This is a genomic window from Pseudomonas sp. NPDC079367 (assembly GCF_044542195.1).
Classification (GTDB): Bacteria; Pseudomonadota; Gammaproteobacteria; order Pseudomonadales; family Pseudomonadaceae; genus Aquipseudomonas.
Map to the genome: position 1 here is coordinate 71,165 of NZ_JBITTW010000021.1, position 16,532 is coordinate 87,696.

Below are 16,532 nucleotides of genomic sequence, written 5' to 3' on the forward strand. Positions count from 1 at the left end.
CAACCTTCAAAGTTGCGCTTTGATGCCTGATCGATCGATCAAGTGAGCGGTTATGGCGTCACGGCGTCGAAGATCATCGCGACCGAACCGGTGTAGTCGCCCGGCTCGAAGTTGCTGCCCACGGCACTGATGTTCAGCGGTGCGCGGAAGTTGACGTCGGACTCGGCTTCACCGACGACCATTTGCGGGGTCAGGTTCAGTTCCTTGTTGTTGAACATCACACGCAAGTCGATCGAGGTGCTGCCGGACACCAGCTTCGGCAGGCTTTCGAGACTGGCGTGAACCGAACCGTTGTTGTTGCGCACGTCGAAGAAACCGTTGACGTCGCGCATCTTCCCGGTGGTTGGCTGGTAGCTCATGTCTTGGTCCTTGTTGACCAGATCAGGATCGGTCGGTACGACGTAGAAACCATTGGTCGGCACGTGAGCGACGAGGCTGATGGAGTGCGACGCTTCGCCCGCAGCGAAAGCACCAGTGGAGGTCATTGCCAGAAGAGCCAGTGGAGCAGCGATTGCGAATTTCTTGAACATCGTTCAGTACCTGTTTGCTTATATAAGGGGGTGTCATCAAAAGTTCATAATCCGCTTGTTCATCACCAACCAGATCGACTTGAACTTTCAACGGTGGGCATCATCGGCTGTTGCCTCTGGAATGTAAGCAGGCAACTTCCGACAACCTCGTAGTTCAACAACCCCGTACCCCGCCGGAAAAATGAACGAAAAACAGATACTTGCGATATTCGCTGTAAGTTGCGCCCTACATACAGTTATCCGAAAAAAACCACACAGCAACTTTGTCGCTTTATATCAGCAACTTTGGTCACATTAGAATATATGCTCGAGAGCAACTAGAGCGATAACTTTAACTTTTAAGTCACCGCGCTCCTCAGTGACTAAAAAACTATTTTTTTGCTCGATTCGCCCAGGTGACCACTCGTCTGTCGAAACACGCTGGAGGGAAAATCGTCTTGCGCAAGCATTAAGATATATCTTAAGTTGTATCTAAATACGACGAGAGAGAGAAAAGCAGACATGAGAGACCCTCATTCCCCCCACCGCGAACACGGTGATGGCCGCGACGGCTTCGAGAAGCGCCCGGGTCGCGAACGCGGCGGCCGCGGCCCTCGGGTGTTCGCCCCCGGTGATCTGAAATTGTTGTTGCTGGCGCTGATTGCCGAACAGCCGTGCCACGGCTACGACCTCATCCGCCAGATCGAAGGCATGTTCGACGGCGCCTACAGCCCGAGTCCCGGGGTGATCTACCCGACCCTGACCTTTCTGGAAGAGAGCGACCTGATTGCAGGTGACGCCGAGGCCGGCAAAAAACGCTACAGCGTGACCGATGCCGGTCGTTTGTCTTTAAGTGAACAAGCGGTGGCGCTCGACGGCGTCCGTATGCGCATCGACGTCAGCAAGCGCTCGCTGCGCGGCCACGACCGGCCGCCGGAAATCCACGAAGCCGTGCACAACCTGCGGCACGCCTTGCAAATGCACCACGGGCGCTGGAGCGCGGAAGAAATCCTGCGCGTACGCGATCTGCTCAACAACACCGCCAAAGCCATCGTCGACGGCCCCGCCGCTCGACCCGCTACGGAGAAAGCCGAATGACCGCTGTCGATACTCAGACCATTCACCGCGTGATGCACGAAATCAAACGCCGCAAGCTGCAAGTGTTGCGCGTCACCGATCTGACCCCACGCATGCGCCGCATCACCCTCGGCGGGCCGGAACTGGCCGGGTTCATCAGCCTGGGCACGGACGACCACGTCAAATTGCTGTTCCCGCAGACCGCCGAACAGGCGGCGGCGCTGGAGACACTGCAACTCGGCGCCGGCAAGGACAACGGCACGATGCCCGAGATGCGCGACTACACGCCGCGTCGCTATGACCTGGAAAAAATGGAGCTGGACATCGATTTCGTCCTGCATGGCGATGGCCCTGCTTCGACCTGGGCCGAACAGGCGCAACCCGGACAGTTCCTGCACATCGGTGGGCCACGCGGGTCGATGATCGTGCCGGACATCTTCGACAGCTACGTGCTGATCGGCGACGAAACCGCCCTGCCCGCCATCGCCCGCCGGCTCGAAGGCCTGGCAGCCAATCGCAAGGCGCTGGTGGTGATCGAAGTGGAAAACGGCGCCGAACAGCAGCGGCTGGAAAGCGCAGCGCAGGTCAATGTGATCTGGGTGCTGCGCGAAGGCGGCAAGGACAACCTGCTGACCACGGTCAAACAACTGCAGGTGCCCAAGGGCAATCTGTATGCGTGGGTAGCGACTGAAACGAAAATCTCGCGGCAGATTCGTCGGGTACTGATCGATGAGCATGGGCTCGATGAACAGTTCATCAAGGCAGTCGGCTACTGGCGCGCCGAGGGCTCTGACGAAGAATAATCGCCTCCCTGCAATTTCCCCTGTGGGAGCGGGCTTGCTCGCGAAATCCGTGTGTCAGTCAACATTTATGCAAACTGTTACACCGCATTCGCGAGCAAGCCCGCTCCCACAATGGATCTCAACTTCGTGCGGTCTTTCTACGATCCAGGCCAATTAGCAGCAACCCCACCAGCACAAACCCCACCAAAATCCCCCCGGCGTTCGCCAGCACCTGTGGATAACCCAACACCGCGACATCAATGAACGGATACGCATACGCGCCGAGCAGATGCCCACGCAGCAAGGCGTAGATGAAGTACACCAGCGGATAGATCATCCACAGTGGCAAGTGCCACAGGCGCAACGTGCCTTTGGGGACGCAGCACCACCAATAGCCGAGAAACAGCACCGGCATGACATCGTGGAGCAATTCATCAGCGATGAACTGCCAGCCTTCGGGGTGCCACAAATGCCGCAGCAGAATGTTGTACGCCAGACCGACGACGGCGATGCTTACGGCTATGCCACTGCTGACCCACGGTTGCAGAAACCAGCGCCGCGCGGCGGATTCACGCTGGCTCACGGCGCAGGTCAACACGGTCGCCACCAGCGTATTGGTCAATATCGTGAAGTAGCTGAAGAAGCTCACCAGCCCGCCCAACAGGCTGGCGCCGATGCTCAATCGCGCAAAGAGAATCAGGTACAGCTGAATCGTCAATCCGGCCCAGCCCAACACGGCCAGGCAGGTAATCAGGCGTCGCTGCCTCGCGCTGTCCATCTCAGAGCGGTCGCTTGGTGCGCATCAGCTTCACGTACAGGCGCTCGACCTTCTCCCGCGCCCACGGGGTTTTACGCAGGAAGGTCAGGCTCGACTTGATGCTCGGATCGCTCTTGAAGCAACGGATATCGATACGCTCGGCCAGCCCCGACCACTCGTAGTGAGCGACGAGTGCATTGAGGATCTGTTCGAGGGTCACGCCGTGCAGCGGATCAGGGGTTTGTTCGTTCATGCCGGGCCTTTGAGCGAAGTGGAGATGCGTAAAGCCGCGCACCTTAGCCGAGGGGCTGAGCGGGTGGAAGGCCTTCCTGAAAATGTAGGCCAACCCGGGAAGATCGCAGGCTGTGACCCGCCCCACAATGCGCCCGTTTGCCGCACTGTTACCGAATCCGAAACGCTGCATGTCTGCAAAAGCGCTTTCTCAATTTGTTACAGATCATTATCCTGCCGCCCTTCCGCTGAAACGCTTCACTGCCTGCGACATTCTGAAGCGCTCGGCCTGCACTCGAAAAACATCAAAAAAAGACTTCTTCATGCCTGATTTTTCCTTCTCCCGAGACAGCGCTATCTCCACTCTGCGCACCCTTGGCGGCTGCGCCGCAGTCGGTCTTGCCACCTGCGCCCATGCAGCGCCGGCCTTCGACAGTGAATCCCCGTACATGCTCGGTGACTGGAATGGCACGCGCACAGAACTTGCGGAAAAAGGCTACGACTTCAAACTCGATTACACCGGCGAAATGGGCAGCAACCTGCACGGCGGTTACGACCATGACCGCACCGCGCGCTACAGCGACCAGTTCGGCCTCGGCACGCATCTGGACCTGCAGAAGATCCTCGGTTGGGACGACGCCGAGTTCCAACTGACCATCACCAAGCGCAGCGGCAACAACATCAGCAACGACCGCATCAACGACCCGCGCGTTGGCGGCTTCACTTCCGCCCAGGAAGTCTGGGGCCGTGGCCAGACCACACGCCTGACGCAGATGTGGTATCAGCAGAAATTCTTCGATCAGAAGCTCGACATCAAAGTCGGCCGCTTCGGTGAAGGCGAAGACTTCAACAGCTTCCCTTGCGACTTCCAGAACCTGGCCTTCTGCGGCTCGCAGGTCGGCAACTGGGTCGGCGGCATCTGGTACAACTGGCCGGTCAGCCAGTGGGCGCTGCGGGTCAAATATCACCTGACGCCGGAGCTGTATGCGCAGATCGGCGCTTATGAGCAGAACCCGTCGAACCTTGATCGCGGCAACGGCTTCAAACTCAGCGGCAGCGGCACCCAGGGCGCGATCCTGCCGGTCGAACTGGTGTGGACGCCGAAGCTCAACGGCCTGCCGGGCGAATACCGTGCCGGTTACTACTACAGCAACGCCAAGGCCTCAGACGTCTATAAAGACCAGAACGGCCAACCGGCAGCGCTGAGCGGCGAAGCCTACCGCAGCGCGTCGAGCAAGCACGGCGTGTGGCTGGGTGTGCAGCAGCAAATCACCAGTGTGGCCAGTGATAACAGCCGTGGCCTGAGTCTGTTCGCCAACGCGACGATGCACGACAAGAAAACCAACGCGATCGACAACTATGTACAGGCCGGCCTGACCTACAAAGGCCCGTTCGATGCTCGCGCCAAGGACGACATCGGTTTTGCTCTGGCACGCGTCCACGTCAACCCGGCCTATCGCAAGAACGCCGAAGCGAGCAACCGCGCCAACGCCGTCTACGACTACGACAATCCGGCGTTCCTGCCACCGCAGGACACCGAATACAGCGCCGAACTGTATTACGGCGTGCACGTGACCAACTGGCTGACCGTGCGCCCGAACCTGCAATACATCCGCCACCCCGGTGGCGTGAACGACGTCGACGACGCCCTGATCGGCGCGATCAAGATCCAGTCGTCGTTCTAAGCGCCCGGTCAATATCAAATGTGGGAGCGGGCTTGCTCGCGAAAGCGGTGTATCAGGTGACACCTGCGCACCTGACACATCGCCTTCGCGAGCAAGCCCGCTGCCACAGGAATGCATTTCGTTAGCCGAACAAGTTTTTATCTGAACCATGCCTGCGCCAAATCGTCATCTAAAGTGACTACAGCGCGGGACTACATAAACGTCACGGAGAATCACACTATGAGCACCGAAAGTGCTGCGAGCCGGGGTCGGCTACTACCCGCCCTGCTCGGCATCCTGCTTCTACTGATGGGCCTGGCCATGCTGGCCGGGGGAATCAAGCTGAGCACGCTTGGCGGCTCGCTGTACTACCTGCTGGCCGGCATCGGTATCGCCTTGACCGGCATTCTGCTGCTGATGCGCCGCCGCGCGGCGCTGGGCCTGTACGCCATCGTGCTGTTTGCCAGCACTGTCTGGGCGTTGTGGGAAGTCGGTCTGGACTGGTGGCAATTGGTGCCACGTCTGGCGCTGTGGTTTGTCCTCGGCTTCGTGATGTTGCTGCCGTGGTTCCGTCGTCCGCTGCTGCTCAACGGCCCGGCGAAAATGGGCACCGGCGGTCTGACCGTCGCGGTGATCCTGGCCGGCGTTACCGCTTTGGCCAGCCTGTTCACCCACCCGGGCGAGACCTTCGGCGAACTGGGCCGCGACACCGCCGACATGGCCAGCACCGCACCGGCCATGCCGGACGGCGACTGGCAGGCCTACGGTCGCACCGAGTTCGGTGACCGCTACTCGCCGCTCAAGCAGATCACCCCGGAAAACGTCGGCAAGCTGCAAGAAGCCTGGCGCATTCAGACGGGCGACCTGCCGACCGACGATGACCCGGTCGAGCTGACCAACGAAAACACCCCGCTCAAAGCCAATGGCATGGTCTACGCCTGCACCGCGCACAGCAAAGTGCTGGCGCTGGATCCGGACACCGGCAAGGAAATCTGGCGCTTCGATCCACAGATCAAGAGCCCGGTCGGCTTCAAGGGCTTCGCCCACATGACTTGCCGTGGCGTGTCGTACTACGACGAAGCCGCGTACGCCAAGTCTGAAAACGCCGGCTCGGCCGTCATCTCCGAAGCGGGCCAAGCCGTTGCTCAGGCCTGCCCGCGTCGCCTGTACCTGCCAACCGCTGACGCCCGCCTGATCGCACTGAACGCCGACACCGGCAAGATCTGCGAAGGCTTCGGAACCAACGGCGTGGTCGACCTGACCCAAGGCATCGGCCCGTTCACCGCCGGTGGCTACTACTCCACCTCGCCAGCGGCGATCACCCGTGATCTGGTGATCATGGGCGGTCACGTCACCGACAACGAATCGACCAACGAGCCATCGGGCGTGATCCGTGCTTTCGACGTGCGCGACGGTCACCTGGTGTGGAACTGGGACAGCGACAAGCCGGACGCCACCGAGCCTCTGGCCCCGGGCGAAACCTACAGCCGCAACTCGGCGAACATGTGGTCGCTGGCCAGTGTCGACGAAAAACTCGGCATGGTTTACCTGCCACTGGGCAACCAGACCCCTGACCAATGGGGCGGCAACCGCACCCCGGGCGCCGAGAAATTCAGCGCCGGCCTCGTTGCCCTGGACCTGGCCACCGGTAAAGTGCGCTGGAACTACCAGTTCACCCACCACGACCTGTGGGACATGGACGTCGGCAGCCAGCCTACCCTGCTCGACATGAAAACCGCCGACGGCGTGAAACCTGCGCTGATCGCCCCGACCAAACAGGGCAGCCTGTACGTCCTCGACCGTCGTGACGGCACGCCGATCATCCCGATCCAGGAAATCCCGGTACCGCAAGGCGCTGTGAAAGGCGACCACACCGCACCGACCCAGGCCCGTTCGGACCTCAACCTGCTGGCCCCGGAACTGACCGAAAAAGCCATGTGGGGCGCGAGCCCGTTCGACCAGATGCTGTGCCGCATCCAGTTCAAGGAACTGCGTTACGAAGGCCAGTACACCCCGCCATCGGAACAGGGCAGCCTGATCTACCCGGGTAACGTCGGCGTGTTCAACTGGGGTGGCGTCTCGGTCGACCCGGTTCGCCAGATGCTGTTCACCAGCCCGAACTACATGGCCTTCGTGTCGAAAATGGTTCCGCGCGAAAAAGTCGAAGCCGGCAGCAAACGTGAAAGCGAAACCTCGGGTGTGCAGCCAAACACCGGCGCGCCATACGCGGTGATCATGCATCCGTTCATGTCGCCACTGGGCGTACCGTGCCAGGCCCCGGCCTGGGGCTACGTCGCCGGTATCGACCTGACCACCGGCAAAGTCGTGTGGAAACGCAAGAACGGCACCAGCCGCGACAGCTCGCCGATCCCGATCGGCTTCACCCTCGGCGTACCGAGCATGGGCGGTTCGATGGTCACTGCCGGCGGCGTCGGCTTCCTCAGCGGCACCCTCGACCAGTACCTGCGCGCCTATGACGTGAATACCGGTAAGGAGCTGTGGAAATCGCGTCTGCCAGCCGGTGGTCAAGCAACTCCGATGACGTATACCGGCAAGGACGGCAAGCAATACGTACTGCTCGTCGTCGGCGGTCACGGCTCGCTGGGCACCAAGATGGGTGACTACATCATTGCGTACAAATTGCCGGAATAAGCTTTAACGGCGGTAAAACAAAGGCGATGTCTCGTGAGGGACATCGCCTTTTTTGTGCTCGCCATTTCTGCATGCACCTGAGAACCCTGTGGGAGCTTGTTTGCCAGCGATAACGGTGGGTCAGACAGCAAACAGGAAGCCATCCAAGCCCATTTCATCGCCACCGGTGCGAAATGGTGGCAATGGCACGCCAGATTAAGCTCGGACACCCTGGATTCGCGACCTACTCACAAACTTACGAGACATTTTCCGGAGTTGCCGTCAGATCTCAGTTCAACATATTTCGTGTGGCTTTTCAGAAATGCCCTACATCACACCTGAGACCCTTGTAATAGGATGTTCGGCTGACTAAAAGGAGTTCCACGTATGTCTAACCATGGTTACATGACCATCACCGGAAAGGCTCAAGGATTGATTTCAGCGGGTTGTTCAACACAGGACTCTATTGGCAACAAGTGCCAGTCAGGGCATACCGACGAAATCATGGTGCTTTCTTACTCCCACAACATGGTCAGCATCGGAAACATCGACAAGCCAACACACAATCCAATTATCATCACCAAAAATATTGATAAATCCTCACCTCTCCTTGCTCAAGCACTTTCAACTAGAGAGCAGATAAACTGCACAATTAGCTTTTATCGAATTTCCTCTTCCGGCATGCAGGAAAGATTCTACTCAGTTTCGATCAACGGCGGAGTTATTGCTGACTTAACACTTGAAATGCCCCATTCAATTTTGCAGAACGATGCCGAACCACAAGAGCATATAGCTATCCGCTACCGAGATATAACTTGGACCCACCATGCTGCTGGCACCAGCGGATATGGCACATGGGGAAATAACGAATGAAACGACTGAGCGAGAGTTGCACATCTGATAGTTGTGACTACTGGATGGTCAGCGCCGCAGCTGGAAAACTAGGAAGCCAGGCCAGCACATTGGGCGTTAAACACATCAAAGACGGCATGCTGCGCTTGCAGTTCAACCGTGAAGTCGCTTATTACGCCAAAAGGATTGTTGATGACGTTTCTCAGGGCAAAAAAACTCCTGAGCAGGGTTTACAGGACCTGAAGAACGAACAAAGCAGTTTGCTTAGTCAGTCATGGGAAATAACTAAAAAGGGGGCCGGCGCTATCGCTGGTGCAATGCAGGTTATTACAGGCGGTGGGATATGCTATGCCTCAGCAGGCACATTGTGTCTCGTGGCTGGTGTGCCAATGATGGCCCATGGAGCCAATAACATTTATGAAAACGGGCGCAACCTTTTAGAGGATCGAGCTGATACAGAAGGCCCTGTCAGGAAGGGTTATCAAGCCATAGCAAAGTCGGTGGGATATGAAGCGCGCGAAGGGAATTTAGCCTACAGCACCGCTGACCTAGGCATGTCTGCCTACGGCCTTAGTCGCTACATATTAAAGCCCGATGCCTGGCGTTTGTTTAGATACGTAAGGACAGACTATGTGCGATCTTATAAAGGAATGGGCGCTAGCGCATGGGGGCTTGAAATACACACTGATTTCCAAACAGGAAAACAGATCTACCAAGAGACCACGAAATGATTGTGTGGATTTTCCCTATCTTGGCCGTTTGTGGTGTTTTTTTCGCCTACCTTCTAAAAGCACGCCTTTCTGGAAAAAAGTTAAATAGTATTAAGCTTTTCTTCTGCCTGACGTTCAATGGCTTCTTTGTTGTACCTTATATAGATATTATAGAAAATAATAACTTTCTTTTTTTAGGGCATAGACCAGAGATAATTGCAGAGCACCCACTTATTGGTTGGCTTGCGTTTTCTTGCATTCTCCTTCATTCATTTTCATTACCGGTCAAGCGGAAAGTTAAGTGGTTTTTTTCACGAAAGTAACCTCAAACCGAATCTATACCCATAAAGGCTTTTTCAAAACCGCGTCTTGGTTATCCTCACAGCCTTCGTCTTGATGACGCACTGGCTGCGGGTCACCTAGTGCTGCGAAGGAGTACCGTCCCAGCATATTGATATGTTAGAAAATATGCTGTGATAGCCGAGCCAGATCTTCGTCCAGCACCGGGTAGCCGTGGTGCTTTAGTCCCTCCACGGGGGCCGTGATGTAGAAGGAGTTCCACAGCACGATGATGTACACCATCAGGCGCAATCAATTATCCGGTCACGATTTGTGTTGACTGCAAATCGGCCTGCTGTACCAGCACGACGCGAGCAATACCATTTTGTAGGAACTGTGCTTGTCCTACAGAAACTGGTGATTGCGCGGAGTTTTTCCCACAAGTCGCGTCGGTTGTGCGTCGGAAGTGGGGTGGATAGGCTCTGAGGGTCGCTGCAAATTCAGCGAACGGGCGTCGCGGCCCGATAACTGATGCATAATCGCCAACCTCACGGCACCTCGGTGCCTGTAGCTTGTGTCATGGCGGCTGTGCGCGGGATACCGTCCTTGGAGGTATGCCGATTTCTCAGTTATCGGTCCGCGAACCCGCGTACAGCTGCCACCTCAGATTGCGTCGCGGCAATCGAAGGCAGCTCCACTTTCACCAACTGAGTATTCACCATGATCAAACCAACCCCCAATCCGCCCGCAGCGGACGACACTACCCCCTACGAATTCCCCGGCTCAAAAAGATTCCACGACGCCGCCGAACGCGCCCTCGACCACTACCTCAAACCCAACGCCTTAACCCTGCGCTTCCACAAGCCCAGCACCATGTTCCAGGTCGCCCCCGATCAAGACAACGAAAGCCTGCTGGTACACGCCTGCGAATCCCTGGCCCAAGCCAGCCTCATGACCAGCGACATCGCCGCCTACATCGAACTGCCGCAGCGACGCACCATCCTGGCGATCCAGCAAATCATCATGCTCGCCGAACTCGCGGTGAACCGCGCACTGGATAACCACGAAATATCCCACCCCCCCACTCACAACTGAAAAGCCCCTCACCCTAGCCCTCTCCCAGAGGGAGAGGGGATTGACCGAGGTGTTTGGGCGAGATACGCCGACGTGCAATACCGAGCCGAACTTGAGCTTCAAAGCGTGAATCAACAGCCCCTCACCCTAGCCCTCTCCCGGAGGGAGAGGGGACTGACCGAGGTGTTTGGGAGAGACACGCCGACGTGCAATACCGAGCCGAACTCACATTCTGAAAAGCCCAAAAACCGGCCCCTCTCCCTCGGGAGAGGGCTGGGGTGAGGGGCAAGAACACCACAAATCCAAAGCCAAGCACACCAAGCTCTTCACCACTCAATAGGCCGAGTGTCAGCTCGCCTGCTCTTGATCTTGATCCACGAGCGACGTCGGAAGGCTGAGTGGAGGGATTGATCCGGGGGTGGGAGCGCAGCGACCGTTTGGCGCAGCCAAACACAGCGAGAGGAGGTGCAGCGAAGCAAACCGTAGGCGCTGCCCCCCGGATCGATCCCGCAGCGAAGGAACCCCGAGCCCCAGCGAGCGGGCCGCACGTAGGAGCAAGCGTTTTTTTGCTTACTTTTTTGAGGCGTTTGTCAAAAAAGTGAGTCGCCGTCAGGGCGAAACCCTAAGCAGCCGTTACCGCAGCAACGGATATACACACCAACCCCAAAGAACATGGTCGGCCCAAAGGCCGCCAAGCCCAAAAGCGTGACACCTGTCAAAACCCTGAACACACAAGCAGAAACATCCCCTCCCATTGAAACCACCCAAGCCCTGCCCCATCTAAGACCCATACCCCATTGCGCAGGTGCCCCATGAGCGACCAGCAAGAATTCCCCGATCACCCCGACGACTACACCGAAGACGACCACATCGAACACACCTCCTCCGGCAAAGGCCTCGCCCTGCCAGGCCAAAACCTGCCGGACAAGGTCTACATCATCCCGATCCACAACCGCCCGTTCTTCCCGGCCCAGGTCCTGCCGGTCATCGTCAACGAAGAACCGTGGGCCGAAACCCTCGAACTGGTCAGCAAATCCGAACATCATTCCCTGGCCCTGTTCTTCATGGACACGCCCCAGGAAGACCCGCGCCACTTCAACACCGGCGCCCTTCCGGAATACGGCACGCTGGTCAAGGTTCACCACGCCAGTCGCGAGAACGGCAAACTGCAATTCGTCGCCCAGGGGCTGAGCCGCGTGCGCATCAAGACCTGGCTCAAACATCACCGCCCACCGTATCTGGTGGAGGTCGAATACCCGCACCAGCCGACCGAGCCGACCGATGAGGTCAAGGCTTACGGCATGGCGCTGATCAATGCGATCAAGGAGCTGCTGCCGCTCAACCCGCTGTACAGCGAAGAGCTGAAGAACTACCTCAACCGCTTCAGCCCCAACGACCCGTCGCCGCTGACCGACTTCGCCGCCGCGCTCACATCTGCCACCGGGCCTGAACTGCAGGAAGTGCTCGACTGCGTGCCGATGCTCAAGCGCATGGAAAAAGTCCTGCCGATGCTGCGCAAGGAAGTCGAAGTCGCGCGCCTGCAGAAAGAGATTTCAGCTGAAGTTAACCGCAAGATCGGCGAGCATCAGCGCGAGTTCTTCCTCAAGGAACAACTCAAGGTTATCCAGCAGGAACTCGGTCTGACCAAGGATGACCGCAGTGCCGACCTCGAACAGTTCCAGCAGCGCCTCGAAGGCAAAACCCTGCCGGCGCAGGTGCAGAAGCGCCTGGAAGAAGAAACCCACAAACTGTCGATCCTCGAAACCGGCTCGCCGGAATACGCGGTCACGCGCAATTATCTGGACTGGGCAACCTCGGTACCGTGGGGCGTGTACGGCAAAGACAAACTCGACCTCAAACACGCACGCAAAGTCCTCGACAAGCACCACGCGGGTCTGGACGACATCAAGGATCGCATCCTCGAATTCCTCGCCGTCGGTGCTTACAAAGGCGAGATCAGCGGTTCGATCGTGCTGCTGGTCGGTCCGCCGGGCGTGGGTAAAACCAGTGTCGGCAAATCCATCGCCGAATCGCTGGGGCGGCCGTTCTACCGCTTCAGCCTCGGCGGCATGCGTGACGAGGCCGAGATCAAGGGCCACCGCCGCACCTACATCGGCGCGCAACCGGGCAAACTGGTACAGGCGCTGAAAGACGTCGAAGTGATGAACCCGGTGATCATGCTCGACGAGATCGACAAGATGGGCCAGAGCTACCAGGGCGACCCGGCTTCGGCGTTGCTGGAGACCCTTGATCCTGAGCAGAACGTCGAATTTCTCGACCATTACCTCGACCTGCGCATGGACCTGTCGAAAGTCCTGTTCGTCTGCACCGCCAACACTCTGGACTCGATCCCCGGCCCACTGCTGGACCGGATGGAAGTGATTCGCCTGTCGGGCTATATCACCGAAGAAAAAGTCGCCATCGCCAAGCGTCACCTGTGGCCGAAGCTGTTGGAAAAGGCCGGCGTGTCGAAAGGCAGCCTGAGCATCAGCGACAGCGCACTGAAAACCCTGATCGACGGCTACGCCCGTGAAGCCGGTGTGCGTCAGCTGGAAAAACAGATGGGCAAACTGGTGCGCAAAGCGGTGATGAAGCTGATCGACGATCCCAAGGCGGTGATCAAACTCGGCCCGAAAGACCTCGAAGCCTCGCTCGGCCATCCGGTGTTCCGCAACGAACAGGTGTTGTCCGGCACCGGCGTGATTACCGGTCTGGCCTGGACCAGCATGGGCGGCGCCACCTTGCCGATCGAAGCCACGCGGATTCATACGCTTAACCGTGGGTTCAAGCTCACCGGGCAACTGGGCGATGTGATGAAGGAATCGGCGGAAATCGCCTACAGCTACGTCAGCTCGCACCTCAAGCAGTTCGGCGGTGATGCGAAGTTCTTCGACGAAGCCTTCGTCCACCTGCATGTTCCGGAAGGCGCGACGCCGAAGGACGGCCCGAGCGCCGGCGTGACCATGGCCAGTGCGTTGCTGTCGCTGGCGCGAAATCAGCCACCGAAGAAAGGCGTGGCAATGACCGGCGAACTGACGCTGACCGGGCATGTTCTGCCGATTGGCGGGGTGCGTGAGAAGGTGATTGCGGCGCGGCGGCAGAAGCTTTTCGAATTGATCCTGCCGGAAGCGAACCGCGGCAACTTCGAGGAACTGCCTGATTACCTGAAGGAAGGCATAACCGTGCACTTTGCCAAGCGGTTTGCCGATGTGGCGAAGGTGCTGTTCTGATAATCAGGTAGTGCCTGCTATACCGCTTTCGCTGGCAAGCCAGCTCCCACAGTGTCCGATGTGTTCACATATCCTGTGTTCATCACAAAACCCTGTGGGAGCTGGCTTGCCAGCGAAGGCGTCAGTGCTGACAACGCTGGATTCCCAGATTGTCACACTGTGTCTCATCTTCAGTTATGCTCGCCGTTCGTCGTAACCGCCGGAGCTGCTGACCCATGTCCCCCACTCGCCTGTTTCTTCCCTTGGCCTTTTCCTTGCTGGCCGCTTGCGCCACGCAAACGAAACACAACGTGACCGTGGAAAAACAAAGCGAATGCCCCGTGCGGCTCAGCACCGGGCAAAATCTGATAATTATCCTGCCGAGCAACCCGACCACGGGCTATCGCTGGGCAATTCAGGACTCGGCCGGCGGCGTATTGCGGGCGCTCAGCCCTGAGGTCTATAGCAATCCGGAGGACGCCGGTGTCGTCGGTGCGGCGGGTGTGTCGACCTGGCGCTTCCAGGCCTTCGCAGCCGGCACCGGGCGTTTGCGCCTGACCTCACAACAACCCTGGGCGCCAGAAGTGCTGCCAGTGGAAACCTTTGACTGCGCCATTTCGGTGAACTGACGGCGGGACACCGCGCTGGCTTCTTTGCGAGCAAACTCGCTATTGATCGTTCCGATGCTCCGCGTGGGAACGCCGCCAGGGACGCTCTGCGTTCCGCCGTTGCTGTGACGCAGAGCATCACGGAATGCGTTCCCACGCAGAGCGAGGGAACGATCACCGCAAATTCGGCTTATCAGCAATTCAAGCATCCGCGCGCCACTTTGGCTAAAATGCCGGCCTTTTCCACCGACACCGCCGGACGCCGCCGTGAGCAAAGAACCCGATCGCCTATTCGCCCAGCCCTTGGCCCAGGTACCTGACTTCGCCTTCAATGAAGACGTGGTGCGGGTGTTCCCGGACATGATCAAGCGCTCGGTGCCGGGTTACCCGACCATCGTCGAAAACCTCGGCGTGCTCGCCGCGCAATTCGCCCAGCCCAACACCGTCCTTTACGACCTCGGCTCGTCGCTGGGCGCTGTCACTCAAGCCCTGCGCCGCCACGTACGCACCGATGGATGCCGGGTGATCGCTGTGGATAACTCGGTGGCAATGGTCGAGCGCTGCCGCGAGTACCTCAACGGCCAGGATTCGATGTTTCAGGAATTGCTGCCGGTCGAGGTGATCGAGGGCGATATCCTCGCGCTGAAGTTTCAACCGGCCTCGGTCGTGGCGCTGAACTTCACCCTGCAATTCATCGCCCCGGATCAGCGCACCGCACTGCTCTCGCGCATTCGCCAATCGCTGGTGCCCGGCGGCGCGCTGATTCTCTCGGAGAAGCTGCGCTTCAACGATGCCGAGGAACATGCGCTGCTCACCGATCTGCACGTGGCGTTCAAACGCGCCAACGGCTACAGCGAACTGGAAATCGCCCAGAAGCGCAGCGCCATCGAAAACGTCATGAAGCCCGACAGCCTCGAAGAACACCGCGAACGCCTGCTGGCGGCCGGGTTCTCGAAAGTCGTGCCGTGGTTCCAGTGTCTTAACTTTGCCTCGTTGATTGCCTTGCCATGATTGATCTGTCCCCCCTCGCCCGCCGCCTGGCCGGCACACCGCTGGCCGAATGGGCCAACACCCTGCAGCATCAACTCGACAAGAAAATGGAAAAAGGCCACGGCGATCTGGAGCGCTGGCAAAGTGCGCTGGACGCCTTGCCGAAGATCCAGCCAAGCGAAGTCGACCTGCTCAACGGGCTGAAACTCGACACCGATTGCGACGACGAAACCCGCGCACAGATGCGCACCGCACTGATGGGCCTGTCGCCGTGGCGCAAAGGCCCGTTCGATCTGTTCGGTGTGCACGTCGACACCGAATGGCGCTCGGACTGGAAGTGGTCGCGCGTGGCGCCGCATCTGGATCTCAAAGGCAAACGCATCCTCGACGTGGGTTGCGGCAACGGCTACTACATGTGGCGCATGCTTGGCGCCGGCGCTGACAGCGTGATCGGCGTCGACCCGAACTGGCTGTTCTTCTGTCAGTTCCAGGCGGTGCAGCGCTACTTGTCCGAGCCGAATGCCTGGCACCTGCCGTTCCCGTTCGAAGACTTGCCGCCGAATCTGGAAGGCTTCGACACCGTGTTTTCCATGGGCGTGTTCTATCACCGCCGCTCGCCGATCGAGCATTTGCTGGCGCTGAAGGATTGCCTGGTCAAGGGCGGCGAACTGGTGCTGGAAACCCTGGTGGTCGAAGGCGACAAGCATCAGGTGCTGGTGCCGGAAGATCGTTATGCGCAGATGCGCAACGTGTGGTTTTTGCCATCGGTGCCGGCGCTGGAATTGTGGCTGCGTCGGGCGGGTTTTACCGATATTCGCTGTGTGGATGTCAGCACCACCACCGTCGAGGAACAGCGCGGGACGGAGTGGATGAAGTATCAGTCGCTGAGCGATTTTCTGGATCCTGAGGATCACAGCAAAACTGTCGAGGGACTGCCGGCGCCGATGCGTGCGGTGATTGTCGCGAAGAAATAACCCGATCTCACAGCGCAGATCCCCCTGTGGGAGCGGGCTTGCTCGCGAAGGCGGTGTGTCAGACGATAAATGGTTGCCTGAATCACCGTCTTCGCGAGCAAGCCCGCTTGTGTCTTGATCTAGGAATAAACTCTAGGGTGAGAGGGGTGGATGGCAAGCTGCGAGTCCGCGGTGCTAGAAGCACG

Annotated in this window: 15 protein-coding genes and 1 pseudogene; 12 read left to right on the plus strand and 4 right to left on the minus strand. The window is 58.6% G+C overall.

What is annotated here, in order from left to right; all coding sequences use genetic code 11:
* Window positions 1–50: 50 nt before the first annotated feature.
* On the minus strand, window positions 51–530 hold the full coding sequence (locus tag ACIGDJ_RS17310; RefSeq protein ID WP_397478953.1) for a CS1 type fimbrial major subunit: 480 nt from the start codon (window positions 528–530) through the stop codon (window positions 51–53).
* A 501-nt stretch (window positions 531–1,031) separates the two neighbouring features.
* Here ACIGDJ_RS17310 and ACIGDJ_RS17315 point away from each other — a divergent pair.
* The gene (locus ACIGDJ_RS17315) at window positions 1,032–1,607 is read left to right on the plus strand and encodes a PadR family transcriptional regulator (protein WP_101162084.1); all 576 of its coding nucleotides are present in this window, start codon (window positions 1,032–1,034) and stop codon (window positions 1,605–1,607) included.
* Entirely contained in the window at window positions 1,604–2,389 is a 786-nt protein-coding gene (locus ACIGDJ_RS17320) for a siderophore-interacting protein (protein ID WP_397478954.1), read from the plus strand. Before ACIGDJ_RS17315 ends, ACIGDJ_RS17320 begins: the two co-directional genes overlap by 4 nt.
* A 118-nt stretch (window positions 2,390–2,507) precedes the next feature.
* On the opposite strand, the gene ACIGDJ_RS17325 is transcribed toward ACIGDJ_RS17320, so the two are convergent.
* Both ACIGDJ_RS17325 and ACIGDJ_RS17330 read right to left on the minus strand, forming a co-directional pair.
* Window positions 2,508–3,146 (minus strand): Pr6Pr family membrane protein, encoded by a 639-nt coding sequence (locus tag ACIGDJ_RS17325; RefSeq protein ID WP_397478955.1) that lies wholly within the window; start codon window positions 3,144–3,146, stop codon window positions 2,508–2,510.
* Between the two features lies 1 nt (window position 3,147).
* Window positions 3,148–3,378, minus strand: a complete 231-nt coding sequence (locus ACIGDJ_RS17330) for a VF530 family DNA-binding protein (RefSeq protein ID WP_042608309.1) — start codon at window positions 3,376–3,378, stop codon at window positions 3,148–3,150.
* A gap of 301 nt (window positions 3,379–3,679) precedes the next feature.
* Between ACIGDJ_RS17330 and ACIGDJ_RS17335 the strand changes: the two genes are divergently transcribed.
* The 5 genes from ACIGDJ_RS17335 to ACIGDJ_RS17355 all read left to right on the plus strand — a co-directional run bounded on the left by ACIGDJ_RS17335 (window position 3,680) and on the right by ACIGDJ_RS17355 (window position 9,536).
* Window positions 3,680–5,041, plus strand: a complete 1,362-nt coding sequence (locus tag ACIGDJ_RS17335) for a carbohydrate porin (RefSeq protein WP_397478956.1) — start codon at window positions 3,680–3,682, stop codon at window positions 5,039–5,041.
* Between the two features lie 219 nt (window positions 5,042–5,260).
* Window positions 5,261–7,672, plus strand: a complete 2,412-nt coding sequence (locus ACIGDJ_RS17340; protein ID WP_397478957.1) for a glucose/quinate/shikimate family membrane-bound PQQ-dependent dehydrogenase — start codon at window positions 5,261–5,263, stop codon at window positions 7,670–7,672.
* Window positions 7,673–8,038: 366 nt separating this feature from the next.
* Complete coding sequence (locus ACIGDJ_RS17345) at window positions 8,039–8,524, plus strand: Hcp family type VI secretion system effector (RefSeq protein ID WP_313000942.1); 486 nt, start codon at window positions 8,039–8,041, stop codon at window positions 8,522–8,524.
* The gene (locus ACIGDJ_RS17350; RefSeq protein ID WP_397478958.1) at window positions 8,521–9,234 is read left to right on the plus strand and encodes a DUF4225 domain-containing protein; all 714 of its coding nucleotides are present in this window, start codon (window positions 8,521–8,523) and stop codon (window positions 9,232–9,234) included. The genes ACIGDJ_RS17345 and ACIGDJ_RS17350 overlap by 4 nt, the downstream gene beginning before the upstream one ends.
* Entirely contained in the window at window positions 9,231–9,536 is a 306-nt protein-coding gene (locus ACIGDJ_RS17355; protein ID WP_157830931.1) for a hypothetical protein, read from the plus strand. Before ACIGDJ_RS17350 ends, ACIGDJ_RS17355 begins: the two co-directional genes overlap by 4 nt.
* 13 nt (window positions 9,537–9,549) lie before the next feature.
* Here the strand turns inward: ACIGDJ_RS17355 and ACIGDJ_RS17360 are convergent.
* Window positions 9,550–9,804 (minus strand): annotated as a pseudogene (locus tag ACIGDJ_RS17360) (Tn3 family transposase); the annotation flags it as partial.
* Between the two features lie 408 nt (window positions 9,805–10,212).
* Between ACIGDJ_RS17360 and ACIGDJ_RS17365 the strand changes: the two are divergent.
* The 5 genes from ACIGDJ_RS17365 (at window position 10,213) to cmoB (ending at window position 16,347) form a co-directional block, all read left to right on the plus strand.
* Complete coding sequence (locus ACIGDJ_RS17365; RefSeq protein WP_397478959.1) at window positions 10,213–10,587, plus strand: DUF6124 family protein; 375 nt, start codon at window positions 10,213–10,215, stop codon at window positions 10,585–10,587.
* Window positions 10,588–11,378: 791 nt separating this feature from the next.
* Window positions 11,379–13,796 carry an endopeptidase La gene (gene lon, locus ACIGDJ_RS17370; RefSeq protein ID WP_397478960.1) on the plus strand — a complete coding sequence of 806 codons (2,418 nt, stop codon included), beginning with the start codon at window positions 11,379–11,381 and terminating at the stop codon, window positions 13,794–13,796.
* Between the two features lie 215 nt (window positions 13,797–14,011).
* Entirely contained in the window at window positions 14,012–14,404 is a 393-nt protein-coding gene (locus ACIGDJ_RS17375) for a protease inhibitor I42 family protein (RefSeq protein ID WP_397478961.1), read from the plus strand.
* Window positions 14,405–14,650: 246 nt separating this feature from the next.
* Complete coding sequence (gene cmoA, locus ACIGDJ_RS17380) at window positions 14,651–15,394, plus strand: carboxy-S-adenosyl-L-methionine synthase CmoA (protein ID WP_313000926.1); 744 nt, start codon at window positions 14,651–14,653, stop codon at window positions 15,392–15,394.
* Entirely contained in the window at window positions 15,391–16,347 is a 957-nt protein-coding gene (gene cmoB / locus ACIGDJ_RS17385; protein WP_397478962.1) for a tRNA 5-methoxyuridine(34)/uridine 5-oxyacetic acid(34) synthase CmoB, read from the plus strand. Before cmoA ends, cmoB begins: the two co-directional genes overlap by 4 nt.
* The last annotated feature ends 185 nt before the right edge of the window (window positions 16,348–16,532 follow it).

What these genes read in the sequence shown, in the direction of transcription:
- cmoB (WP_397478962.1), top strand. Translation starts at nt 15,391, where the DNA reads ATGATTGATCTGTCCCCCCTCGCCCGCCGCCTGGCCGGCACACCGCTG.
- ACIGDJ_RS17345 (WP_313000942.1), top strand. Translation starts at nt 8,039, where the DNA reads ATGTCTAACCATGGTTACATGACCATCACCGGAAAGGCTCAAGGATTG.
- ACIGDJ_RS17365 (WP_397478959.1), top strand. Translation starts at nt 10,213, where the DNA reads ATGATCAAACCAACCCCCAATCCGCCCGCAGCGGACGACACTACCCCC.
- ACIGDJ_RS17375 (WP_397478961.1), top strand. Translation starts at nt 14,012, where the DNA reads ATGTCCCCCACTCGCCTGTTTCTTCCCTTGGCCTTTTCCTTGCTGGCC.
- ACIGDJ_RS17335 (WP_397478956.1), top strand. Translation starts at nt 3,680, where the DNA reads ATGCCTGATTTTTCCTTCTCCCGAGACAGCGCTATCTCCACTCTGCGC.
- ACIGDJ_RS17320 (WP_397478954.1), top strand. Translation starts at nt 1,604, where the DNA reads ATGACCGCTGTCGATACTCAGACCATTCACCGCGTGATGCACGAAATC.
- lon (WP_397478960.1), top strand. Translation starts at nt 11,379, where the DNA reads ATGAGCGACCAGCAAGAATTCCCCGATCACCCCGACGACTACACCGAA.
- ACIGDJ_RS17315 (WP_101162084.1), top strand. Translation starts at nt 1,032, where the DNA reads ATGAGAGACCCTCATTCCCCCCACCGCGAACACGGTGATGGCCGCGAC.
- ACIGDJ_RS17325 (WP_397478955.1), bottom strand. Translation starts at nt 3,146, where the DNA reads ATGGACAGCGCGAGGCAGCGACGCCTGATTACCTGCCTGGCCGTGTTG.
- ACIGDJ_RS17310 (WP_397478953.1), bottom strand. Translation starts at nt 530, where the DNA reads ATGTTCAAGAAATTCGCAATCGCTGCTCCACTGGCTCTTCTGGCAATG.
- ACIGDJ_RS17355 (WP_157830931.1), top strand. Translation starts at nt 9,231, where the DNA reads ATGATTGTGTGGATTTTCCCTATCTTGGCCGTTTGTGGTGTTTTTTTC.
- ACIGDJ_RS17340 (WP_397478957.1), top strand. Translation starts at nt 5,261, where the DNA reads ATGAGCACCGAAAGTGCTGCGAGCCGGGGTCGGCTACTACCCGCCCTG.
- ACIGDJ_RS17350 (WP_397478958.1), top strand. Translation starts at nt 8,521, where the DNA reads ATGAAACGACTGAGCGAGAGTTGCACATCTGATAGTTGTGACTACTGG.
- ACIGDJ_RS17330 (WP_042608309.1), bottom strand. Translation starts at nt 3,378, where the DNA reads ATGAACGAACAAACCCCTGATCCGCTGCACGGCGTGACCCTCGAACAG.